Raw genomic sequence first — 20,741 nt, 5'->3', positions numbered from 1 at the left:
GGGTTGGACCGTGGTGTAGGCGGTGACGGGGCGGGGGCGCCATCCCTTCTCCAGGAGGCCGTCCGCGAGGGTCGGCGCGGCGAGCGCGGACGCCGGCAGCAGCACGGTGGCCGCACCGGTGTCCTCACAGGTGGGCCAGGCCTCCACGAGTCCTGCCGCGCTGTGGGTGTTCGGAACCAGGTCCACCCGGATCCCGGCCTCCCGCAGAGCCGCGGCTGTGGTCCGTCCGACGGCGGCCACGCGGGTTGCCTGCGCCACGTCCAGCCGGGTGCCGGAGCGTTCAGCCACGGCTTCCAGCGCCGCCACGGTGGTGGCTGAGGTGAAGGCGACCCAGGCGCAGGCACCGCTCCTCAGGGCCTCCAGTGCCTGCTGCACATCCTCGAGGTCCGGCCCAGGCTTGGGCAGTTCATGATCGATGAGTGGGCACACCACGGGTGTGACCGCTTCGTCCAGCAGGGCGGTGACCAGGGATCGCTGACGGGCCGCTGCCCGCAGTACTCCGACACGTGCACGAGTGCTGGTCTCGACGCTCTCAGTCACGTTGTGTCCCTGCCTCCTCAGGCGTCGGTGGTGCCCATCAGGTCTGCGGCTCCGGCTGCCAGTAGTTCCTGTGCCAGTGTCTCACCCAGGCGCGCGGCTTGGCCTTCGTTACGCACTTCTCCCGCGGTGTGGCGGCGCAGGGCACGAGACCCGGCGGGACTGACCACGGCCGCATCCAGTTTCAAGGTCCCGTTCCGTCCGAGGACTCCGAGAGCCCCGACCGGCGCGGCACAACCGCCCTCCAGCGTGGCGAGCAGTGCGCGTTCCGCTGTGACGGCCAACCGGGTGGGGGTGTGCTCCACGACGGTGAGCGCGTTGCGCAGCGCGGAGTCCTCAGCCGCGGTCCGGGCCGAGACCTCCACGGCCAAGGCTCCCTGCCCGGGGGCGGGCAGCATGACATGGGGGTCGATGCGTTCGGTGGCGAGGTGACCGAGACCCAGCCGGTCCAGGCCGGATCCGGCCAGGACCACGGCGTCCAGATCGCCCTCGTTCTCGCGCCCGACGCTGCCCAGGTCCGGGTGTTCCACGCTCATGCCCTTCACCCTCCGCAGGCGGGTGGGGACGTTGCCGCGGACGCCGTGGATCACCAGGTCCGGGCGGGCGGCCTTCAGCTGGGCCGCCCTACGCGGTGAACCGGTACCCACATGAGCTGCGGTGGGCAACGTATCCAGGGTCAAGCCGTCACGGGCCACCAGGACGTCGCGCACGTCGGCGCGTTCCGGGACGGCCGCGATGACCAGCCCCTCTGGCTGGGCCACCGGCAGGTCCTTGAGGGAGTGCACGGCCACCTGCACCCCGCCGTCCAGCACCTTCTGGCGCAAGGCGGCGGCGAAGACGCCCGTGCCTCCGAGCGAGGCCAGGGGGCCGGTGACGACGTCACCCTCGGTCCGCACGATCTGAGTGTCTGCCTCACCCGCGCCGGCCTCGGTGAGTGCCACGGCCACGTGCCCGGTCTGGGTCCGGGCCAGGTCGGAGCCTCTGGTCCCGATGCTGAAGCCCGTCATGACCGCGGCACACCCACCTCGGAGTCCACGGCACCGATGGTGGGCTTGTACGTGCCGTCGCGCATCTGCTTCACGCAGCAATTGGCGCGGCAGACGTCGTACCAGGGGCCGTCGTCCATGCACGTCACGCGTCCCTCGCGTCGAGGCTTGCCGTCGGGGCCCAGCAGTCGCTCCTCGACGAGGTCGACGATCGTGGAGACGAAGGCGGTGTGGGTTCCGTGGGTCGGGACACGGTGGAATGCGAGACCCAACTCCTCCGAGGTCTGCTTGGCCTCGGTGTCGAGATCCCAGAACACCTCCATGTGGTCCGAGACGAAGCCGATGGGGACCACCACCACACCACGCGTACCCGCCTGCGCGTACTCGGCCAAAGCGTCGTTGATGTCCGGTTCCAGCCACGGCACGTGCGGGGCCCCGGAACGGGACTGGAAGACCAGGGACCATTCCAGGCCGTCCGCCTCGGGCACCTGAGAGAGAATCTTGTTGGCCACGGCCAGGTGCTGGTGGGAGTACACATCCGTGTCGATGGACGCCGCCAGGTCGCGGGGACCGGCTGCGTCTGCGTCGGTCTGCGGGATCGAGTGGGTGGTGAAGACGATCCGCAGCGGCGCACCCTCCTCACCACGAGCGGCGAGCTGTGCCCGCACATCCGCGAGCCCGGCTTTCAGGTCATCGACGAAGGGCTGCACGAATCCGGGGGTGTCGAAGTACTGGCGGATCTTGTCCACCTCGACCTTGCCCTCCAGTCCGGTCTCCCGCAGCGCCTCGCCGTAGTCCTCACGGTACTGGCGGCAGGAGGAATAGCCGGCGTAGGCGCTGGTGGCCAGCACCAACAGCTTGTCCATGCCGTCCTCATGGGCCTGCACAAGGACGTCGCGCACGTAGGGGGCCCAGTTACGGTTGGCCCACAGCACGGGCAGCTCGATGCCGCGAGCGGCCAACTCGGCCTCGATCGCGGACTTCAGAGCCCGGTTCTGGGCGTTGATGGGGCTGATCCCCCCGTTGAGCCGGTAGTGGTGTGCCACCTCTTCGAGGCGCTCCTCCGGGATACCGCGCCCGCCGGTGACGTTGCGCAGGAACGGGATCACGTCCTCCTGGCCCTCAGGACCGCCGAAGGAGGAGAGCACCAGGGCGTCGTAGGCCTTGGCCCGCATCCTGCCGTTCTCGTCATATCCCTCCCGCGGGTCGAAGCGTTGCTCCGTGAGCGTCATGCCAGAACCTCCACGGCGGCCGCCGCGTCGATCCGCTTGCCGGTGTAGAACGGGATCTCCTCGCGCACGTGATTGCGCGCCTCGGTGTAACGCAGGTGCCGCATCATGTCCACGAGGTCGATGGCCTCCGGGGCCTCCATCGCCACGATCCACTCGTAGTCACCCAGCGCGAACGCCGCGACCGTGTTGGCCTGCACCATGGGGAAGTCGCGGCCGAGGATGCCGTGGTCACGCAGCAACACGCCACGCTCCTTGGGATCCATCAGGTACCACTCGTAGGAACGCACGAACGGGTACACGGTCAACCAGTCCGCTGCCGGGACGCCGCGGGTGAACGCCGGGGAGTGGTCCTTGGCGAACTCTGCCGAGCGGTGCACGCCGAAGAACGACTGCGCAAGGTCGGTGCCTGCCAGCAGTTCGGTCCGCCGCAGGCGACGCAGCGCGGACTGCAGGGAGTCGAAGGAGGGACCGTGCAGCCACAGCAGCACATCGGAATCCGCGCGCATACCGGAGACGTCGTAGATCCCGCGCAGGGTGACGCCCTCGGCGGCCAGGGCTGCGGTCTCCGCCTCGAACTCGGCGGGTGCATCAGCCGAGCGGTCCACCTGTTCACGGCGAGCGTAGACGGCCCACACCGTGAAGTTCAGGGTGTGCTCGCCCTCGCGGTTGCGCTCATCCATCACCGGGGAGGTATTGACGGGACGATTCACGGACTCGGACATGCTGCCCTCACCTGTTCCTTTCTCGTGGCTCACATCTTCACTAGTGAGTCGTGTTGTCTTCTATATCTTGAGAGCCTGAACAAGTCTCGCCAGTCCGTACAAGTTCTGTCAGTCTGTACACGTTCTGTCAGTCTGTACAAGGGTTGCCGGTCCTGACAACGGCTGCCAGTCTCATCAAGGGTTTTCGGTCTGAAGCGATTCGGTTTCTACGTCAGCCGCGTCTGTGGCGCATCATGACACGCTCACCCGCAGACTCTTTCTCGTGGAACCCACCACCGCGGTCAGGCCGGTGCCGACGCGCCAGGCGCCCACCACATCCAGATCCTCCTCGGCATCCAGCACCCGAGCGATCTGCTGCAGCCGCTGACGGTGCCCGGGCGTGGCCATCGGCAGGGCTCCTCCGTGTCTGACCACGTCTGATGCCAGCACGTCCGCTGCGGTGAACTCCACGCCGAGCAGTGTCGCAGCGTCCTTGATCCCTGCCGAGATCAGGGTCTGGTCGTCGGAATCGGCCAGCCGCGCCGCCTCGTCGGTCAACCGCCCGTAGGACAGCCGCACCACGTGGCGTCCCGGACCGGCCTCGCGCTGGAGCCAGGGCCACTTGGCGGTGGCATGGGTCAGGGCCTTGGCCGCCACGTCCTCGCTGCCGGGGGCTACCAGGAGGCCGCTGCCGCGAGGGGCGTCGTCGAGTTCGGGAACATCCACCACCAGCGTCACGAGCGAGACGCCGGCGCCCTCGTCAGGACGCAGCGCGGCGAGCGCCGGGACTGCGGTGGAGAGCAGGTCCACGGCGGCGGGACCTTCCGTGGCGATCACGAGCCGGTCCGCCTGCAGCCGGCCTGCGGCCGCTTCTGTGCCCGACGGCCGGTGGCCCGTTGCGTGGTCCACGACGAACCCGCCGTGCTCACCACGGGAGACCGCCGTGACCTCGGTACCGACCGGCAGGTGCACCCCGCGGCGCTCGAGGTCCTCGACGAGGGCCTCCACGAGGCGGTGCATGCCGCCCTCGACGCCGGCCACCGCAGACCCTGCGGGGGCCGCGGCGCGGAGGGCTGCGGCTGCCTTGCAGAGCGAACCGGTCTCGGCGAGAGCCTCCCGCAGACCGGGGGCGATGGCATCGGCGTCGAGGCGGTCGGGGTCGGCAGAATGCACGCCGGAGACCACAGGGGTCACGAGCGTTTCCAGGGCCACGTCTCCCAGTCGCTCTCGCACGAGGCGCCCCAGGGTCACGGGTCCGTCCAGGAGGGAGGGATCCACGGCGGTGGTCAGGTCCTCGGCCGCCCGGGCTGCGGCGTCCGCGCCCAGGGCGTTCACGACCTCAGTGGCCGTGGGGTCGCCGGGGATGCCGAGCAATCCGGTCTTGGGCAGTGGGAGATCGCGGCCGGGGCCTGCATGCAACCACGCCGGCGACTGGGTGGGCGCCACGACGGTGAGTCCCAGTTCGGCGGCCAGGTCGGCTACCGCAGGGGTGCGGGTCGCGAAGGACTCCGCTCCCGCGTCCAGCACGAGGCCATCCAGCGTATGTGAGCCGACGCGCCCACCGGGCGCCGCGGCGTCGAACACTGTGACCGCATAGCCAAGCAGCGCGAGCTCACGCGCGGACACGAGGCCGGCCACGCCGGCACCCACCACCGCTGCGACGGGACGGGGCGAAGGTGCCACGGGAGAGGAGTTCGACTGCGGCACGGCTCAGGCCCCCAGCTTCGTTGCCGCGGCCCACTGCACGGGGTCGGCGTCCACCGGGACGGAATGGATGAATTCCACGAGCCTGGTCAGGACCGTGGGGTCCGTATCGGCCGGAACCCCGTGGCCCAGATTGACCACGTGGCCGGGGGCGGCTGCGCCTCGGGCCAAGACATCCAGCGTGTGGGCGCTCAGTGCATCCCACCCGGCGCCGAGCATCGCGGGGTCGATATTGCCTTGCAGCGGAACGCCACCGCCGAGTCGTTCCTCGGCCCGGTCCAGATCCAGTCGGTAGTCCACGCCCATGACCGTGCCGCCCGCGTTGTGCATGGAGACCAGCAGATCCGAGGTGCCAACACCGAAGTGCACCACCGGGATGCCGTATGCCTGCGCAGCGGCCAGGACCTTCGCGGACGACGGGGCCACGAGGGCCTCGTAATCCCGGGCCGAGAGCGATCCACCCCAGGAGTCGAAGAGCTGGGCGGCGGATGCGCCGGCCTCGATCTGGGCGGCCAGGAACTTGGCCGAAACGTTCGCCGTCCAGGCGCACAACGCCGCCCAGGTGTCGGGATCGGCGTGCATCAAGCGGCGTGCGGCAAGGTGGTCGCGGCTAGGGCGTCCCTGCACCATGTAGGCGGCCAGGGTGAAGGGTGCTCCGGCGAAACCGATCAACGGCGTGGAGCCGAGCTGGTGCACGGTCAGCCGCACGGCCTCGCGGATGGGTTCGAGGGCGGCATCCGTCAGTTCTGGTAGCTCGGCAACCTGCTCGGCGGTGGAGATGGCCTCGCCGAACACGGGGCCGACCCCCGGCTCGATGTCCACGTCGAGGCCTGCCAGCTTCAACGGCACCACGATGTCTGAGAAGAAGATGCCTGCGTCCACGTCGTGCCGACGCACGGGCTGCACGGTGATCTCGGCAGCCAGGTCCGGGGTGAGGCAGGAATCCAACATGGCCGTCCCCTGCCGGACCTCGCGATACTCGGGCAGCGAACGCCCGGCCTGCCGCATGAACCAAACCGGCCTACGGGCCGGGGTCTTCCCCGTATAAGCGGAGATGAGGGATGCCTCAGAGGTGAGGCCGGAGGCCAAGGGGTGCTGCGCAGGCAAGTGGAGCATGACCCCATTCTGCCGCTATTTCAGGTGCCCTCGCCATCCGGCGAGAGGATCACCACACACTGCGTCGGATCAAGATCACCGTGTTTTCTACGCGAAGTAGAAGTTTGGCCCGGAATCACGCTGAAGTCGCCTCACCACACTGTGATCAACGTCCGAGTGGCCAGCGAATCGGTGAGGGCATCCTCACCTGCTCACGGGCCTGATGAGGGCTAGACTCAGCACATTGTGGTGTTGATGTCCTTGATTGCGTCCCATGCGGAGCTCGACCTGGAAACGGTCGCGCGACTCTCCGCAGCCTCCAACGTGCTTTCCCACCGGCGGTTGCCGGGCGTGGCAGGCACGGTGGTGGTGTCCACCTGCAACCGATTCGAGGTCTACGCCGAGCTGCATGACGGCGCCGACGCAGACGCGACCCGTGCCGGATTCGTGGACTCGGTTGCCTCCACCGCGGATCTTCCCCCGGCCATCGTCAGCCGCGCCCTGACCACCCTCACCGACCATGATGCGGTACGTCACCTCTTCTCCGTGGCCTCCGGGCTGGATTCCGCCGTGGTGGGCGAACGCGAGATCGCCGGTCAGATCCGCCGCTCCCTGACGGACGCGCAACGGGCAGGTACCGTGACCGGTCGTCTGAGCAAGCTCTTCCAGACCGCATCCCGCACGGCCAAGGCCGTTCAGTCCAACACCACGTTGGGCTCCCGCGGTAAGTCCATCGTCTCGGTGGCCCTCGACCTCGCCACCGACCTGGAGCCCGGCCCCTGGGCATCTCGCGAGGTCGTCCTCTTCGGCACCGGCGCCTATGCGGGCGCCACGCTGTCCCTTCTGCAGGAACGCGGCACCGGGCGAATCGGCGTCTACTCTGCTTCGGGGCGCGCCGAGGCGTTCACCGCCTCGCGGACCGGCGACGCCCTCACCGATCGGGATCTGGCCGACCGCTTGGCCACCGCAGACGTGATCATCGGTTGTTCGGGCGGGTCCCAGCGCCTGGATGCGGAGGACCTTGCGGAGTTGGACCGTGGAGGCAAGCCGCTCGTGGCCATCGACCTGGCCCTCTCCCGCGATTTCGCTCCCGAGCTGGACACCGTGGACGGTGTCACGCTGCTGACCTTGGAGTCCGTACGTATGGCCGCACCTCGCGAACAGGTCGAGTCGGTGCGCACCGCCCGTCACATCGTGGACGAAGCCGCCCAGGACTTCGCCAAGGCGCACCGCCAGCGCGGCGCGGATGCGGCCATCGTCGCCCTGCGCAAGCACACACAGAGCGTCTTGGAGTCGGAGATCGAGAAGGTCCGCGCCCAGCACGGCTGCACGGCCGCTGCCGAGGAGGTGGAGTTCGCGATGCGCCGCATGGTCAAGCAGCTGCTACACACTCCCATGGTGCGTGCCCGTGAGGCTGCGGCGGCAGGCAACCTGGACGATTTCACCGCTGGTCTGGACGCCCTCTACGGGATCGACCTGAGCTCGGATGCCTCCGCGCCCCAGCCCTCCGCGACGGAACCCACCCCCTCGGGGCGTCCCGGCGCAACCGGTGCGGTGTGCCCCATCAGCGCAGACCACGAGCGCAGCGCCTGAACCCGAGCCACTCGCGTGGCTACCGGGGAGTAGCATAGGGGTCTGATCGACCCACCCGATGTGAGCGGAGAATCCCGAATCGTGCCCACGCCCCCACGCAAACAGACGCGGCTTCCCCGCGCCCAGCGGCATGCGCAACTACTCGGAGTGGCTCACGACGTCTTCGCCAAGCGCGGATATCACGCCGCCTCCATGGATGACATCGCCAACGCAGCCGGAGTCTCCAAGCCGGTGCTCTACCAGCACTTCCCGGGCAAGCGAGAGCTCTACCTGGAACTGCTTGACTCCGAGCTCGACAGGCTGCTCGCCACCATCACGGATGCCGTACGCATCCCCACGGAGAACCGTGACCGCGTAGCAGCGACCATCGGCACCTTCTTCGAGATGGTGGCACAGGACGCCTTGGCTCACCGGCTCGTCTTCTCCTCCGACCTCGCCAACGATCCCGAGGTCTCCCAGCGCATCGCCGCGTTCCAGACCTCCGTCGCGGAGGAGATCGGGGCCGTCATCGAGGCACAGGCCGGACTCCCCCACGCCTCCGCGGTTCTGCTGGGGCACGCCTTGGGAGGCGCCGCCCAGTCCGCAGCCGCCCATTGGCAGACATCACCGGATCCCGACCAGGAAACGGCCTCCTCCTTGGTGTCCCGTTTGGCTTGGCGCGGAATCGGCGGTTTCCCGCAGGCGGACACCGCCAACTGAGCATAGGCTTGGGGAAAGTTCACTCAAGCGGCTCTCCCCCTCATCGGCACCAGAGCGGCACCGACGAAAGGTATCCAAGCATGGACGTGCGCATCGGCATTCAGAACGTGGCCCGAGAACTGGCTTTCGAGTCAGACGAGTCGCGTGAGGACGTCGCCAAGGCTGTGGAGCAGGCCATCGCAGGCGGCAGCCTGCTTCGCCTGAAGGACTCCAAGGGCGGCGAGATCGTGGTCCCGGCCGCCGGCCTCGCCTACGTCGAGTTCGGCCGCGAGAAACCGCGCCGCGTCGGATTCGCCGCGGAGTGAGGTAGCCGCCTCCTCAGCTCGGGGCCCTGGGCCTCACCCATTTCATCTCGGGGTCCCTCGACCCCACCAATTCTGGTCAGAACGCGCGCCGTAAGCGCGCGTTCTGACCAGAATTGGTTCCGGGGCAGGCCGCCGCCGAACCCGGATACCCGCGAGGCGCCCGGGTGAACGGTTAGACTGAGCACGTCCGTATCATCCGGATGCCCGGTCGCTGACCAACAGCAATCTCCTCGCGAACTCCTCGACGGGTCACCGAGTCCTTGTCCCGGCGCATGTAAGTCATGACGTCGCATGGCCCCAGACCCGCGATGGTCCGCACCGGCCCTCTTCCCCGTGGTACACGCACGGCGGGCCGGGTCCCACCGCGATCGGCTCCACCTACGTCAGCGCCTGAACATGAGCGCCCGATCCGACAAGGACCCAATACACACGTGAGCACCACAGACCAGAACACCTCGGGCGCAGCGCCCCAGGACGAGGCACCCCTCACCCCCACCGAGCTGGTTGAGCCGGCCAAGGTGGGAACCTCCCCCAGCACCGATGCCCCGGCCAAGCCGGCGCCCGATGTGAAGAGCTTCGCCGAACTCGGCGTCGACCGCCACATCGTGGAGGCCTTGGCAGACAAGGGCATCACCCATCCCTTCCCCATTCAGGCGCTGACCCTGCCGGTCGCCTTGAGTGGACACGACATCAGCGGCCAGGCCAAGACCGGTACCGGTAAGACGCGGGGCTTCGGCATCCCGGCGCTCCAGCGCGTCATCGCCCCTGACGAGGACGGTTTCGATGCCCTCCCCACTCCTGGTGCCCCGCAGGCCCTGATCGTGGCCCCGACCCGCGAGCTGGCCGTGCAGGTGGGCCACGACCTGACGGCTGCCGCCACCAAGCGTCGCGTGCGCATCGCCACCATCTACGGCGGCCGCGCCTACGAACCGCAGATCGAGCAGCTGCAGGCCGGCGTCGAGGTCGTGGTCGGTACTCCCGGTCGGCTGATCGACCTGAACCGTCAGCGTCACCTCAACCTGTCCCAGGTCCGCACCGGGGTCCTGGACGAGGCCGACGAGATGCTCGACCTCGGCTTCCTGCCTGACGTGGAGCGCCTGCTCTCCGCCGTGCCGGAGGTGCGCCAGACCATGCTCTTCTCCGCGACCATGCCCGGCCCCGTGATCGCCATGGCCCGTCGCTACATGTCCCATCCCACCCACATCCGTGCGGCGGACCCGGACGATGATTCCATCACCAAGAAGGACATCCGTCAGGTCATCTACCGCGCCCACCACCTGGACAAGGATGAGGTCATCGCCCGCATCCTGCAGGCCGAGGGCCGTGGCAAGACCATCATCTTCACCCGCACCAAGCGTCAGGCCGCACGCCTCACGGAGGAGTTGACCGACCGTGGTTTCGCCGCAGGCGCCATCCACGGCGACCTGGGTCAGGGGGCCCGCGAACAGGCGCTGCGTGCCTTCCGCAACGACAAGGTGGACGTCCTCGTGGCGACCGACGTCGCGGCTCGCGGTATCGACGTGGACGATGTGACCCACGTGATCAATCTGCAGTGCCCGGATGACGAGAAGACCTACTTGCACCGCGTTGGCCGCACCGGCCGCGCCGGCAACAAGGGCACCGCCATCACCTTCGTGGACTGGGAGGACGTGCCACGCTGGGGCCTCATCAACAAGGCGCTCGGCCTGGACGTTCCCGAACCGTTGGAGACCTACTCCTCCTCGCCTCACCTCTTCGCGGATCTGAATATCCCCAAGGGCACCAAGGGCCGCCTGCCCCGCGACAAGCGTGTACTTGCCGGCCTGGATGCCGAGACCCTCGAGGACTTGGGCGGCCCCGGCGCCAAACCTGAACGCGGGGGTTCCCGTGGCGGCCGTGACGGTGGCCGCGGTGGTTCCCGCGGTGGTTCCCGTGGTGGTCGTTCGGGCGGACGCTCCGGTGGCTCCCGTGGTGGTGGCCGCAACCAGGGCGGCCGCACCAGGCGAGATGAGCAAGGTGAGCGCGGAACGCACGACGGCGGCGGCAAGGGCCGCGCCGATCGTCCGGCCCACGAGGGCGCGGACAAGTCCGCTTCCACCGAGACCCAAGCCAAGTCCGGTCACGGGACCAAGTCCGGTGGTGGGCAGGGCAACCGCCGTCGTCGCCGCCGTACCCACCACAACGGCAACGGCGGCACCTCCGGCGGCTCCCAGCAGGGTTCCTCGCAGGAGTGAGCGGCGGGGCCCAGGCACACCCGTCCGGTCCACGTTTCCGGGCAACGCCCCGGATGCGCTCCGCTCGCCTCGGCATTTCCGCCACCTTCCTGGTGTGCGGTTTCGGGATGGCCACGTGGGTGGTCCACATCCCGTCCATCGTGGACCACGTCGACACCGACGACGGTGGCCTCGGGCTGCTGCTGCTGGTCATGGGTGTGGCCTCGATCATCGCCATGCAGCTGGGCGGCCTGCTGGCCGCCCGGCTGGGCTCCAAGGCCCTGTGCCTCATGGGTGCCCCGCTGATGGCGGCCAGCCTGGTGATCGTGGGGCTCATGCCCAACGTCTGGTGGCTCGGCGTCGCGCTCGTGGTCCTCGGCGCCGGACAGTCCTTGCTCGATATCGGCATGAACGATCAGGCCGTGCGGGTGGAACGTGGCTACGGGCGTCCCATCATGGGCTCCGTGCATGCCTTCTACTCCATCGGTGGGGCCCTCGGAGCCGCGCTCGGCGGTCCGTTGCAGCATCTCGGGTGGCCCATCGTGGCCTCCATGACCCTCATGGCCGCCCTGACGCTGCTGGGGCAGGTGCTCGTGATGCGAACTCTGCTGCCGGGCGTCGATTCCACGGGCGCCACCGGCGCCATGCCGGTGGTCGCCGTTGCGACGGGTGCCATACCCGTCGTCATGCCCGACGCAGCGGCGTCGGGTTCCGCGGGTCGCGACCACACGTCGTCGGGCGGCACGGCGCCCTTCGGCGCCAAGGCGCCGTCCGTGCTGCGGATGGGTCTCATCCTGGCCTTCCTCGCTGCCAGCTTCTTCCTGGCGGAGGGCACGGTCTCCGACTGGAGCGGTCGCCACGCGGTGGCGGAGCTCGCCATCGACCCGGCCGCGGCGTCCTTGGGCTATGGCGTCTTCTCCGTCGGGATGACCATCATGCGTTTCGCGATCGACCCCATCTCCCACCGGATCGGCGCCATGAACGTGGTCCGCTTCGGGGCCATGACCGCGGCCTTGGGCGTCCTGCTCGTGATCCTGGTTCCCTCGCACCCCGTGTCCGTGGTCGGCTGGGGCATCTACGGGCTCGGGCTGGCAGGGATCGTGCCGCAGCTGTTCTCCGCGGCCGGATCCTTGGTCAAGGGACCCAAGGCACCCGTGGTGCTCTCCCGTGTGGTGGGAGCCGGCTACGCCGGTCTGCTGGTTGGCCCGGCCGTGATCGGCTGGTTGTCCGGGTTGGTCGGGCTGACCGGGGCGTTCTGGTTGCCCTTCTGCCTGTGCCTGCTCGGAGTGTTCCTCACGCTGGCCCTTCCACCGGACAAGGCCGAACCCGTCAGCTCGCGGTGAGGTCCTCGAGGCCGAACCCTGCATAGGGCAGCTCGCGCGCACTCCCGGTGCGAGAACTCAGCGATTCCGCCTTGCGGATGATCCGGGCCAATTGGTCCGGGGCCGTGGTGTGCTCTCCGAGCCGGTTGGGTTTGCCCCTACCGTGATAATCCGAGGAACCCGTGACGATCAGGTCTCGTTCGCTCGCCAGCGCGAGGAGATCGGCGCGTCCCTGCTCGGAGTTGTCCCGGTGGTGGACCTCCACGCCGTCCAGTCCCGCCTCCACCACGGCCAGCATCTCCTCGCGATCCACCACGCGTCCGCGTTTGCTTGCGGCAGGATGCGCCATGACAGCCACTCCCCCTGCAGAGTGGATGAGCCGAACCGCGTCGACCGGGTCCAGCGCGGGGGTCCCGACGTAGTACTTGTTGCGGGGCGAGAGCAGGTCGGTGAAGGCGTCGCTGCGCGTCGGGACGATGCCGAGGTCCACCAGCGCGTCGGCGATGTGCGGGCGTCCCACCGTTGAGCCCTCCTGCGTCATGCCAAGGACGTGGTCCCAGGTGATCGCGAAGTCCTGCGCCAGTCGCTCCACGATGCGTTGCGCCCTGGTCTCGCGGTCCACGCGGAGCCTGGTCAGCCCGGCCAGAAGGTCCGGTGAGGTGGGGTCATGCAGGTAGCAGAGCATGTGCACGCTCTTGCCGGAGGCAGGAACCCGGCAGGTGACCTCCATACCGCCCACCCAGCCGATCCCGTGCTCGGCCGCGGCATCACGCGACTCGCCCCACCCAGCCGTCTGGTCGTGATCGGTGGTGGCCACGATCTGGACACCCTGCGCGGCGGCCGCCGCGACGAGGGCGGCAGGTGCCTCCGTACCGTCGGACACCCAGGAGTGTGTGTGCAGGTCGATGCGCATGGGTTCAGGCTAAACGATCGCGGCCAAGGCGGCCCTCACCCAACGCCGGGACTCCTCCTCGTCCGGCTCGGGTCCCCTGGTGAACCAGCGGTAGAAGACCGGGGCCATCAGCAGCTCCGTGACGGAATCGGGATCGGAGACACCGAGGGAGGCCACACGACCCGAAAGCTGTCGCAGTTGTGGCTCGAGCAACCTCGTGCGGTATTCCATTCCGACCTCGGGATCGGTCTGGATCGCGGCCGCGAGTGCGCGCAGAACGGACGCATTGGGCTCCGTGAACATCTCCGCAACCGTGTCCATGACGAGCCGCACGAGTTCCGAATGGACGTCGTCCACCTCGTCCACGCGGTCGCCGCTGTCCGGCGCGGGGGTGACGGGATGTGGAGCCTCCTGGTCCCGGGAGCGCGCCAACATGGCATCGAACAGGATCGCGGACGGCGTGGGCCAGGTCCGGTACAGGGTCTGCTTGCCCACTCCGGCCCGCGCCGCGATGCCTTCCATGCTCAGCCCCGATGGTCCGCGCTCGGCGATCACGTCGAGGACTGCGGCATGGACCTTGGACATGGTGCTGGGACGAGCCATGGGGCCATCCTATCCAATCGAGACGCTCCGTCTCGTTCTGATATGGTGCTGCGCATGACCGAACCGAGAACCTGGATCATCACCGGTGCCGGCCGCGGGCTGGGGCTGGCCCTGACCGATGCCGTCCTCGGGAGCGGGGACGTTGTGGTAGCACTGACGCGCAGCGGGACCATGCCCCGCGAACACACGAGGCTGCACACGCTGAGGGCCGACGTCAGCAGCCGCGAAGCCTGTTTCCGCGCCGTCGAGGACGCCATCCGACTCTGCGGTCGGGTCGACGTGCTCGTCAACAACGCGGGCTACGGCCTGGTGTCGGCGATCGAGGAAGTGGACGAGACCTCCGCCCGGGACATTGTCGACACCGACCTGTTGGGCCCCTTGTGGCTCACGCAGGCGGTCCTTCCTCACCTACGTCGGTCCGGAGGCGGAGACATCGTGCAGATCTCGTCGGTGGGAGGTGTCGGGGCCATGGCGTTCTTCGGCCTCTACAACGCGGCGAAATGGGGACTCGAGGGCTTCAGCGAGGCTCTGGCCGGTGAGGTCGCCCCGTTCGGGATCCGGGTCACGATCGCGGAGATCGGCGCCATGGACACGCAATGGGCAACCGGGAGCATGCGCTTCGCCGCTCCCGACCCGGCCTACGACGACGCACGGGAGGCGACGCTCGGCACCGCCACGGTGCCCTGGCCCGTGGAGGCGACGGCCACGGGCGGTGGAACCGCGCCGTCGGACATCGCCGAACACCTGCTCCGTCACGTGGACGCGGGAGGGGGCACGCCCCTCAGGCTGGTCCTGGGCGAGGACGCACACGATCAAGTAGCGACCGTGATGAACGCGCGAGCACTGGAGTACGAGGCGCAGCGCTGAACGGCGAACCGCGTGGACCGAAGACCATCATGAGTGGGACCATGGAGGTGTGATGACTCAGAACCCTGATCAACTATCCACGTCCCAGCAGAACCAGCCGCTGGAGGACCGCGTCAACAACCGCTCCATGAAGCCCAACTCGGAAGCCTTCAAGGAGTTCATGGGCTCCAACTGGGCCGCCTCTGAGGAGGACGCGACCACCCGACTCGCCTCGGCCGACTTCGCGGCCGAGCGCCGGGCCAAGCTCTCCGCCCGCTTCCCCGGCGAGCGCCTGGTCATTCCTGCCGGCCCTCTGAAGGTTCGGTCCAACGACTGCGACTACCGCTTCCGCCCGCACTCCGGCTTTGCGCACATGACCGGCTTGGGCCAGGACCACGAACCCGACGCCGTCCTGGTCCTGGAGCCCGTGGAACCCGGTGAGGGTGACAACGGGTCCGGTCACAAGGCAACCCTGTACTTCCGCCCCATGGCGGGCCGAGACACCGCCGAGTTCTACTCCGACGCCCGCTCCGGCGAGTTCTGGATCGGGACGCGCCCCACCTTGGACGTGTTGAGCACCATGACCGGCATCCCCACCGCTCACATGGACCTGGAACTCGAGGACGCCATCACCGCCAACGCGGGCAACCCCGCCCTCAACGGCCTCTCCATCCGCCTGGTGCGCGGCGCGGACGAGACCGTGGACGCCGTCGTGGACACCTCCCGCTACAACACGGGTGTGGACCTGGAGCAGGCCGATTCCCTGGACGGGGAGCTCACCGAGGCCCTCTCCGAGTTGCGCCTCACCAAGGACGCTTGGGAGATCGAGCAGCTGCGCGCCGCGGTGGATGCCACCGCCAACGGTTTCGACAACGTCATCGCCTCTCTTCCCCGCGCAATCGACCACAAGCGCGGCGAGCGCGTCGTGGAGGGCGCGTTCTTCGCCCGCGCTCGCGAGGAGGGCAACGACCTCGGCTACGAGACCATTGCGGCCGCCGGTAACCACGCCACGATCCTGCATTGGATCCGCAACGAGGGCCAGGTCAACACCGGCGACCTGCTGCTGGTGGATGCCGGCGTCGAGGCCGATTCGCTCTACACGGCGGACGTCACGCGCACGCTGCCGGTGGACGGCACCTTCACCGAGGTGCAGGCACGTGTGTACCAAGCCGTGTTGGACGCCGCGGATGCGGCCTTCGCCATCGTGAAGCCCGGCATCACGTTCCGCACCGTGCACGAGACCGCGTTGAAGGTCCTCGCAGAGAACCTGGCGTCGTGGGGCATCCTGCCGGTGTCCGTGGAGGAGGCCATCTCCCCAGAGGGTCAGCAGCACCGTCGTTGGATGCCGCACGGCACCAGCCACCACCTGGGACTCGACGTTCACGACTGCGCTCAGGCCCGTCAGGAGCTCTACCAGGACGGCATCGTCGAAGAGGGCATGGTCTTCACCATCGAGCCCGGCTTGTACTTCAAGGCAGAGGACCTGGCCATCCCGGCCGAGTACCGCAGCATCGGCGTGCGGATCGAGGACGACATCCTTGTCACGGCGGAGGGCGCAGAGCGCCTGACGTCGGAGATCCCGCGCACCATCCCCGAGGTGGAGGCTTGGATGGCCCGGGTGGCCGCTCGCAGCCTCTGAGCCACACCGGAAGCCTCTGGCTCGCAGGCCAGGCGCAGTTCTCCGGAGAAAGGTCAGCTCATGTCAGTTTCACCGCACCCCGTCGCCACGGCTCCTGCCCGACGGCGTTGGGCAGGTTGGTTGCCGCGGCTCGCCGCGGCGAGCCTCTTGGCCCTCGGGTGGATCGGCATGAGCACCTTTCCCGGACACGCTGACGAGAACACGCGTCACTACGACGCGACCTACACCTTGGGCGAGGACGGCTCCGTCTCGGTGGAGGAGATCCAGACCCGCCCCGACACCGATGGTTGCCCGAGCCAGCAGGAACTCGATCAGCAGGCGGAGCAGCTGGGGAACGCCATCGAGTCCATCGAACCCTTGGCCGAGGACGGGCGCTGCGGCTACAAGGCCACGTGGAAGGACATCCCCGAGTCGGACCTCACCCCGTCCAACGCGGCCTTCCCCAACCTGTTCACCGAGGCCTCACGCGACGGCTCGCGGATGGATCTGACGATCAACAACAAGTTGCTTGACGACACAACGGGCGCGTCGGTGTCGTGGACGTTCGTGTTCCCTGGAAAGGTCCAGCAGGCAGACGGCGCACAGATCGACGGGAACCGGGCTCTGTGGTCCGATATCAAGAGTGCGCCGCGGCAGATCCACATCCAGGGCGAGTTGAAGGCTGCCGGCCAGCCCGCCGAGAACGGCCGACCCGCAGAGAACGATTCGGGGGCCGACACCGCTCAAACAGCTGAGAAGGATTTCCCTTGGTTGGCGGTGATCCTCGGTGCCGCTGGGGGCCTGGTGGTGGTCCTCGCAGCCATCGTGGTTGTGGTCTTGGTCCGTCGCAAGCGTCGTCGTCCCGTTCCGTCTCAGCCCGGCCTGTGGGGCCCTGGACAGCAGTATCCGCCGTATCCCGGCCAGCAGCACCCAGGACTACAGAGCTCTGTCCAACAGAACCCTGCCCAACAGAACCCTGGGCAGCAGGACCAGACGCCTCAGAACCCCGGACACCAACATCCAGGTCAACAGGACCAGACGCCTCCGTGGCCGGCGCCACCACCCCAGTCGTGATGGCCCAGTCGTGATCACCCAGCCCTGATCACGGCGTACCCGACCGCCCGAGCGGCTACTGCGGCTACAGGCGGCGCCTCGGCTGCCGCGTTGGGCCCTGTCAGCTCTCGGCCCGCTGCGTCGCCACATCGACGTAGCGCTCTACGTTCTCGGTCCCGGTCGGGAGCACCACGACGATCGTGGACCCTTTGACGTCGAGAACTCCTCCATCACTGGCCAACCTCACCGGTTCACCGTTGCTTTCCGCGTGTGCCGGATGCCGGACGAGGGGGAGTTCGAGGTCCTGCCGGTGGACGTGGAGGGCCGAACAGGCCTAGAGCCCGTACGCCTCCGGATCGGCATCCACGGCCTCAGCCAGGGCCGTCTCCAGCGCCTCGGAGTCCAGGGTCTTCTCCCAGCGGGTGTCCAGCGCTTCCACGACGTCGGCGATCTTGGCCGCCTTCTTGCTCCTGGTGGACTCGCTGTCGGGGTCGCCCGCTTCGTCATCGTCCACGTCGTCGAAGTCCGGGTCGTGGTCGGCGGCCTCGACCGCGAAGCCGTCAGCGATCCAGTTCCAGGCGGCACCGACCTGCTCTGCCGCGTCCTTGAGGTCCAGAGCGCGCAGCGCCTCCACGACGTCCGCCACGAACTCGTCGTCCTGATCCTCGAGAGCGCCCACGAGTCCGTCCTCGTCCGTGGCCTCCACGAAACGCAACGAGGCCTCAAGGCCCAGTGCCGCTTCCGGGACCGGCACACCAGAACTCAGTTGCTGCGCCACCCGTTCCCGTAGGCGAACCACGTCATCGATACGATCTGCTCCGCTCATCGTTGCTCCCGTTCCTGATCCTCGTCCGGGGTGGATTCCGTGCCCGACGACGTGGGCCCCGCTTCCGCCCCCGGCTCACCTTCTCCGGCGGTGGCCTCCGTGGCCGATGGGTCCTTGCTCGTGTCCTCACCGACCGTGCTCGGCAGGAATTCCCCGCCCACCTTCGGCGCAGATTCCTGCCGCGGTGCGGCTTCCGGGGTCGCCCTTCCTGGCTGTTCCGGCTGTTCCGGCTGTTCCACCCGCACACCGTAGCGTGGGCGCCCATCGGCCAGATCCCGGAAATCGGCCGAAGGAACGGAGGGCTGGTCCACGGCCTGCCCGGTGGCCGGGGTACCGGCAGGCTCCCCACCCTGCTGACCCGCTCCCGGGCGCCCCGTACCGGGCTGCTGTCCTGGTTCTGCCTGCGGCGGCGTCTGTACCGGTGCTCCCCACCCACTCGTGGAGGCCGCTTGGGCCGGACGCATGGGAAGCCGCGAGGCCAACTGGCGGGCCTGGCCTGCCACGGATCGGTCCACCACCACATCCCATGTGCTCGGCAGCACCTGCCGGCTGGAGGAAAAGTCTCGTTTGCCCTTCTGCATGGCATAGCTGATGACGCTCATGAGCATGAACAGGACCGCCCCCATCAGCACCGCAGCGATCAACGAAAGGCCGCTGGCCTCATCGGTGGGGCTGAAGAGCATGAGCAAGAACCCGAAGAAGAGGCCGATCATGGCGCCCTGAGAGGCGCCTTGCAGTGCCACCCGTGGATAGGAGAGCTTGGTCTTCACTCGCTCCACGAGTTTGAGGTCGTTACCGATGATGGACACATTCGCCACGGGGAAATCGTTGTCAGCGAGGTAATCCACGATCTTCTGCGCATCGAGGTAATCCTCGTAGCGTCCGATCACCTCACCACGCGGAATCGTGGGGAACATCCGGGCCTGTTCTGGACGGGGGGTCGACATAGGTCCATTCTGCCGCTTGCAGCCCGTGGTCGGGCTGTGAGCCTGCTCCGATTCGCCAACGGCGCAAGTGGTTCCGGCCCGGTAGCCTGGGTGTTTGTGAGCAGCTCCAAGATCTTCGTTGCACGACTGCTCGGCCTGGATGTGTTCGACCCATTGGGAGACCGCCTGGGCCGACTGCGCGATGCCGTTGTCCTCAACCGTGGGCCACGCCGCCGTGCGCTGTGCGTCGGCATCCTCGTGGAAGTCCCAGGCAAGAAGCGCGTCTTCCTGCCCATGACCCGCGTCCAGTCCATCTCCTCCGACCAGGTGATCGCCACCGGCCTGGTCAACCTACGGCGCTTCCAACAGCGCGGGGCGGAGACCCTGGCGGCCGCCGAACTCTTCGACCGGAAGGTCACCTTCCTGGACGGAACCGGGCAGGGATTCATCGAGGACATCGGGCTCATCCGGCAGACCGACGGCGACTGGGCCGTCGAGGAGTACTTTGTGCGTCGAGGCGCCCAGGGTGCCTCCCTTCGCACGGTTCGGCGTCGCGGGGAGTCGGTCCTTGCCGACTGGAACGAGGTGGTCTTCGGCGATCTCCAGGAGCCCCAGGGCGCAGCTCAGTTCATCGAGAACCACGAGGACATGAAGCCTGCCGACTTCGCCGACGCCTTGCACGAGATGAGCAGCAAGCGCCGCTTGGAGGTGGCTACCGAACTTCAGGACGACCGCCTCGCGGAGATCCTCGGCGAGCTTCCCAATCGCGATCAGGTGGGCATCCTCTCCTCCCTCGACGTGGAACGCGCTGCCGACGTGCTGGAGGAGATGGATCCGGACGACGCCGCCGACCTCCTCTCCGAGCTGCCGGAAACGCAGCAGGAGTCCCTGCTGCAGTTGATGGAGCCGGAGGAAGCGGACGACGTGAGGCGCCTGCTCGAATACCCAGAAGGCACGGCGGGCTCGCTCATGACCCCGGTGCCGATCATCCTGCCCCCGGAGGCCTCGGTGGCGGACGCCCTCGCCGCGATCCGCCGTGAGGACATCTCCCCCGCCCTGGCCGCCATCGTCTACGTCACGAGACCACCGCTGGAGACCCCGACCGGCCGCTACCTCGGCCTGGTGCATTTCCAGGAACTGTTGCGTGCCGCGCCTCCGGAGCAGGTCGGCAAACTCGTGGACACCGACCTCAAGCCGGTGGGAGATCTGGACGATATCCAGGAGGTCTCCCGGGTCCTGGCCAGCTATGACCTCACCGCTGTCCCCGTCATCAACGAGGAGAAGCGGCTGGTTGGCACCGTGACGGTCGACGACGTCCTTGACCACCTTCTGCCGGATGACTGGCGCGACCACTCCGATGACGCGCCCATCCGGGCGCGTACGCGCCCGTCCCCGCGTTCCCCGCAACGGGCCGCGCGCGCCTCGGGGGTCACGCCGTCGGCCACCGGCGATCCTGACACCAAGCGAACCGGGTCGCGTGGTTCCGGTCTGTGGGCGCGCGCCCGCTCCGCATCAAAATCCGCCGGCGACGCCGGCACCGAGCAGCAGCAGGAGGTGAATCGTGGCGACTGAGAAGAACAGGTCCCCGCGTCGCGGCAGGGCCAAGAACAG

At 68.3% G+C, this 20,741-nt stretch carries 19 protein-coding genes; 9 read left to right on the top strand and 10 right to left on the bottom strand.

From position 1 onward, the window contains the following. From Q0A15_RS11385 to hemE, 6 genes are all read right to left on the bottom strand, one after another. On the bottom strand, window positions 1-540 hold a 540-nt coding region (locus Q0A15_RS11385; protein WP_291279643.1), incomplete at its 3' end, for a uroporphyrinogen-III synthase. 17 nt (window positions 541-557) lie between these two features. Beyond that, window positions 558-1,544: a hydroxymethylbilane synthase gene (hemC, locus tag Q0A15_RS11380; protein WP_291279642.1), complete on the bottom strand. Its 987-nt coding sequence runs from the start codon at window positions 1,542-1,544 to the stop codon at window positions 558-560. Continuing rightward, window positions 1,541-2,755 (bottom strand): ferrochelatase, encoded by a 1,215-nt coding sequence (locus tag Q0A15_RS11375; RefSeq protein ID WP_291279641.1) that lies wholly within the window; start codon window positions 2,753-2,755, stop codon window positions 1,541-1,543. Before Q0A15_RS11375 ends, hemC begins: the two co-directional genes overlap by 4 nt. Further along, complete coding sequence (hemQ, locus tag Q0A15_RS11370) at window positions 2,752-3,435, bottom strand: hydrogen peroxide-dependent heme synthase (RefSeq protein ID WP_291279647.1); 684 nt, start codon at window positions 3,433-3,435, stop codon at window positions 2,752-2,754. The genes Q0A15_RS11375 and hemQ overlap by 4 nt, the downstream gene beginning before the upstream one ends. A 273-nt stretch (window positions 3,436-3,708) precedes the next feature. Beyond that, entirely contained in the window at window positions 3,709-5,139 is a 1,431-nt protein-coding gene (locus Q0A15_RS11365; RefSeq protein ID WP_291279640.1) for an NAD(P)/FAD-dependent oxidoreductase, read from the bottom strand. Window positions 5,140-5,166: 27 nt separating this feature from the next. Next, complete coding sequence (gene hemE, locus Q0A15_RS11360; RefSeq protein WP_291279639.1) at window positions 5,167-6,276, bottom strand: uroporphyrinogen decarboxylase; 1,110 nt, start codon at window positions 6,274-6,276, stop codon at window positions 5,167-5,169. Window positions 6,277-6,510: 234 nt separating this feature from the next. Here hemE and Q0A15_RS11355 point away from each other — a divergent pair, with 234 nt between their 5' ends. From Q0A15_RS11355 to Q0A15_RS11335, 5 genes are all read left to right on the top strand, one after another. After that, window positions 6,511-7,848: a glutamyl-tRNA reductase gene (locus Q0A15_RS11355; RefSeq protein WP_291279638.1), complete on the top strand. Its 1,338-nt coding sequence runs from the start codon at window positions 6,511-6,513 to the stop codon at window positions 7,846-7,848. An 81-nt stretch (window positions 7,849-7,929) separates the two neighbouring features. Beyond that, entirely contained in the window at window positions 7,930-8,547 is a 618-nt protein-coding gene (locus tag Q0A15_RS11350; RefSeq protein WP_291279637.1) for a TetR/AcrR family transcriptional regulator, read from the top strand. Window positions 8,548-8,627: 80 nt separating this feature from the next. Next, window positions 8,628-8,852 carry a DUF3107 domain-containing protein gene (locus Q0A15_RS11345; RefSeq protein ID WP_291279636.1) on the top strand — a complete coding sequence of 75 codons (225 nt, stop codon included), beginning with the start codon at window positions 8,628-8,630 and terminating at the stop codon, window positions 8,850-8,852. Window positions 8,853-9,370: 518 nt separating this feature from the next. Then, window positions 9,371-11,065: a DEAD/DEAH box helicase gene (locus Q0A15_RS11340; protein WP_291279646.1), complete on the top strand. Its 1,695-nt coding sequence runs from the start codon at window positions 9,371-9,373 to the stop codon at window positions 11,063-11,065. Window positions 11,066-11,118: 53 nt separating this feature from the next. Next, the gene (locus tag Q0A15_RS11335; protein WP_291279635.1) at window positions 11,119-12,387 is read left to right on the top strand and encodes an MFS transporter; all 1,269 of its coding nucleotides are present in this window, start codon (window positions 11,119-11,121) and stop codon (window positions 12,385-12,387) included. Here the strand turns inward: Q0A15_RS11335 and Q0A15_RS11330 are convergent. Together Q0A15_RS11330 and Q0A15_RS11325 are read right to left on the bottom strand one after the other, a co-directional pair. Beyond that, window positions 12,374-13,279 (bottom strand): PHP domain-containing protein, encoded by a 906-nt coding sequence (locus Q0A15_RS11330; protein ID WP_291279634.1) that lies wholly within the window; start codon window positions 13,277-13,279, stop codon window positions 12,374-12,376. The two genes, Q0A15_RS11335 and Q0A15_RS11330, sit on opposite strands and share 14 nt — an antisense overlap. Window positions 13,280-13,288: 9 nt before the next feature. Continuing rightward, window positions 13,289-13,861, bottom strand: a complete 573-nt coding sequence (locus tag Q0A15_RS11325) for a TetR/AcrR family transcriptional regulator (RefSeq protein ID WP_291279633.1) — start codon at window positions 13,859-13,861, stop codon at window positions 13,289-13,291. A 54-nt stretch (window positions 13,862-13,915) separates the two neighbouring features. Between Q0A15_RS11325 and Q0A15_RS11320 the strand changes: the two genes are divergently transcribed. The 3 genes from Q0A15_RS11320 (at window position 13,916) to Q0A15_RS11310 (ending at window position 17,399) form a co-directional block, all read left to right on the top strand. Further along, the gene (locus Q0A15_RS11320; protein WP_291279632.1) at window positions 13,916-14,728 is read left to right on the top strand and encodes an SDR family NAD(P)-dependent oxidoreductase; all 813 of its coding nucleotides are present in this window, start codon (window positions 13,916-13,918) and stop codon (window positions 14,726-14,728) included. Window positions 14,729-14,780: 52 nt separating this feature from the next. Then, a complete protein-coding gene (locus Q0A15_RS11315; RefSeq protein ID WP_291279631.1) occupies window positions 14,781-16,346 on the top strand; it encodes an aminopeptidase P family protein in 1,566 nt (521 codons plus the stop codon). A 168-nt stretch (window positions 16,347-16,514) separates the two neighbouring features. Next, a complete protein-coding gene (locus Q0A15_RS11310; RefSeq protein ID WP_291279630.1) occupies window positions 16,515-17,399 on the top strand; it encodes a hypothetical protein in 885 nt (294 codons plus the stop codon). A gap of 313 nt (window positions 17,400-17,712) precedes the next feature. Here Q0A15_RS11310 and Q0A15_RS11305 read toward each other — a convergent pair whose 3' ends face one another. Next, complete coding sequence (locus Q0A15_RS11305) at window positions 17,713-18,204, bottom strand: hypothetical protein (RefSeq protein WP_291279629.1); 492 nt, start codon at window positions 18,202-18,204, stop codon at window positions 17,713-17,715. Then, complete coding sequence (locus tag Q0A15_RS11300) at window positions 18,201-19,151, bottom strand: general stress protein (protein WP_291279628.1); 951 nt, start codon at window positions 19,149-19,151, stop codon at window positions 18,201-18,203. The genes Q0A15_RS11305 and Q0A15_RS11300 overlap by 4 nt, the downstream gene beginning before the upstream one ends. A 90-nt stretch (window positions 19,152-19,241) precedes the next feature. On the opposite strand from Q0A15_RS11300, the gene Q0A15_RS11295 reads away from it, so the two are divergent. Next, window positions 19,242-20,702, top strand: coding sequence for a CBS domain-containing protein (locus tag Q0A15_RS11295; RefSeq protein WP_291279645.1), 1,461 nt, complete (start codon window positions 19,242-19,244; stop codon window positions 20,700-20,702). Window positions 20,703-20,741: the final 39 nt, after the last annotated feature.

It is taken from the genome of Galactobacter sp. (assembly GCF_022712295.1).
Lineage (GTDB): Bacteria > Actinomycetota > Actinomycetes > Actinomycetales > Micrococcaceae > Galactobacter.
This window is presented reverse-complemented; position numbering and strand designations above follow the sequence as displayed.

What these genes read in the sequence shown, in the direction of transcription:
- hemC (WP_291279642.1), bottom strand. Translation starts at nt 1,544, where the DNA reads ATGACGGGCTTCAGCATCGGGACCAGAGGCTCCGACCTGGCCCGGACC.
- Q0A15_RS11375 (WP_291279641.1), bottom strand. Translation starts at nt 2,755, where the DNA reads ATGACGCTCACGGAGCAACGCTTCGACCCGCGGGAGGGATATGACGAG.
- hemQ (WP_291279647.1), bottom strand. Translation starts at nt 3,435, where the DNA reads ATGGATGAGCGCAACCGCGAGGGCGAGCACACCCTGAACTTCACGGTG.
- hemE (WP_291279639.1), bottom strand. Translation starts at nt 6,276, where the DNA reads ATGCTCCACTTGCCTGCGCAGCACCCCTTGGCCTCCGGCCTCACCTCT.
- Q0A15_RS11355 (WP_291279638.1), top strand. Translation starts at nt 6,511, where the DNA reads ATGTCCTTGATTGCGTCCCATGCGGAGCTCGACCTGGAAACGGTCGCG.
- Q0A15_RS11345 (WP_291279636.1), top strand. Translation starts at nt 8,628, where the DNA reads ATGGACGTGCGCATCGGCATTCAGAACGTGGCCCGAGAACTGGCTTTC.
- Q0A15_RS11335 (WP_291279635.1), top strand. Translation starts at nt 11,119, where the DNA reads ATGCGCTCCGCTCGCCTCGGCATTTCCGCCACCTTCCTGGTGTGCGGT.
- Q0A15_RS11330 (WP_291279634.1), bottom strand. Translation starts at nt 13,279, where the DNA reads ATGCGCATCGACCTGCACACACACTCCTGGGTGTCCGACGGTACGGAG.
- Q0A15_RS11325 (WP_291279633.1), bottom strand. Translation starts at nt 13,861, where the DNA reads ATGGCTCGTCCCAGCACCATGTCCAAGGTCCATGCCGCAGTCCTCGAC.
- Q0A15_RS11320 (WP_291279632.1), top strand. Translation starts at nt 13,916, where the DNA reads ATGACCGAACCGAGAACCTGGATCATCACCGGTGCCGGCCGCGGGCTG.
- Q0A15_RS11315 (WP_291279631.1), top strand. Translation starts at nt 14,781, where the DNA reads ATGACTCAGAACCCTGATCAACTATCCACGTCCCAGCAGAACCAGCCG.
- Q0A15_RS11310 (WP_291279630.1), top strand. Translation starts at nt 16,515, where the DNA reads ATGAGCACCTTTCCCGGACACGCTGACGAGAACACGCGTCACTACGAC.
- Q0A15_RS11305 (WP_291279629.1), bottom strand. Translation starts at nt 18,204, where the DNA reads ATGAGCGGAGCAGATCGTATCGATGACGTGGTTCGCCTACGGGAACGG.
- Q0A15_RS11300 (WP_291279628.1), bottom strand. Translation starts at nt 19,151, where the DNA reads ATGTCGACCCCCCGTCCAGAACAGGCCCGGATGTTCCCCACGATTCCG.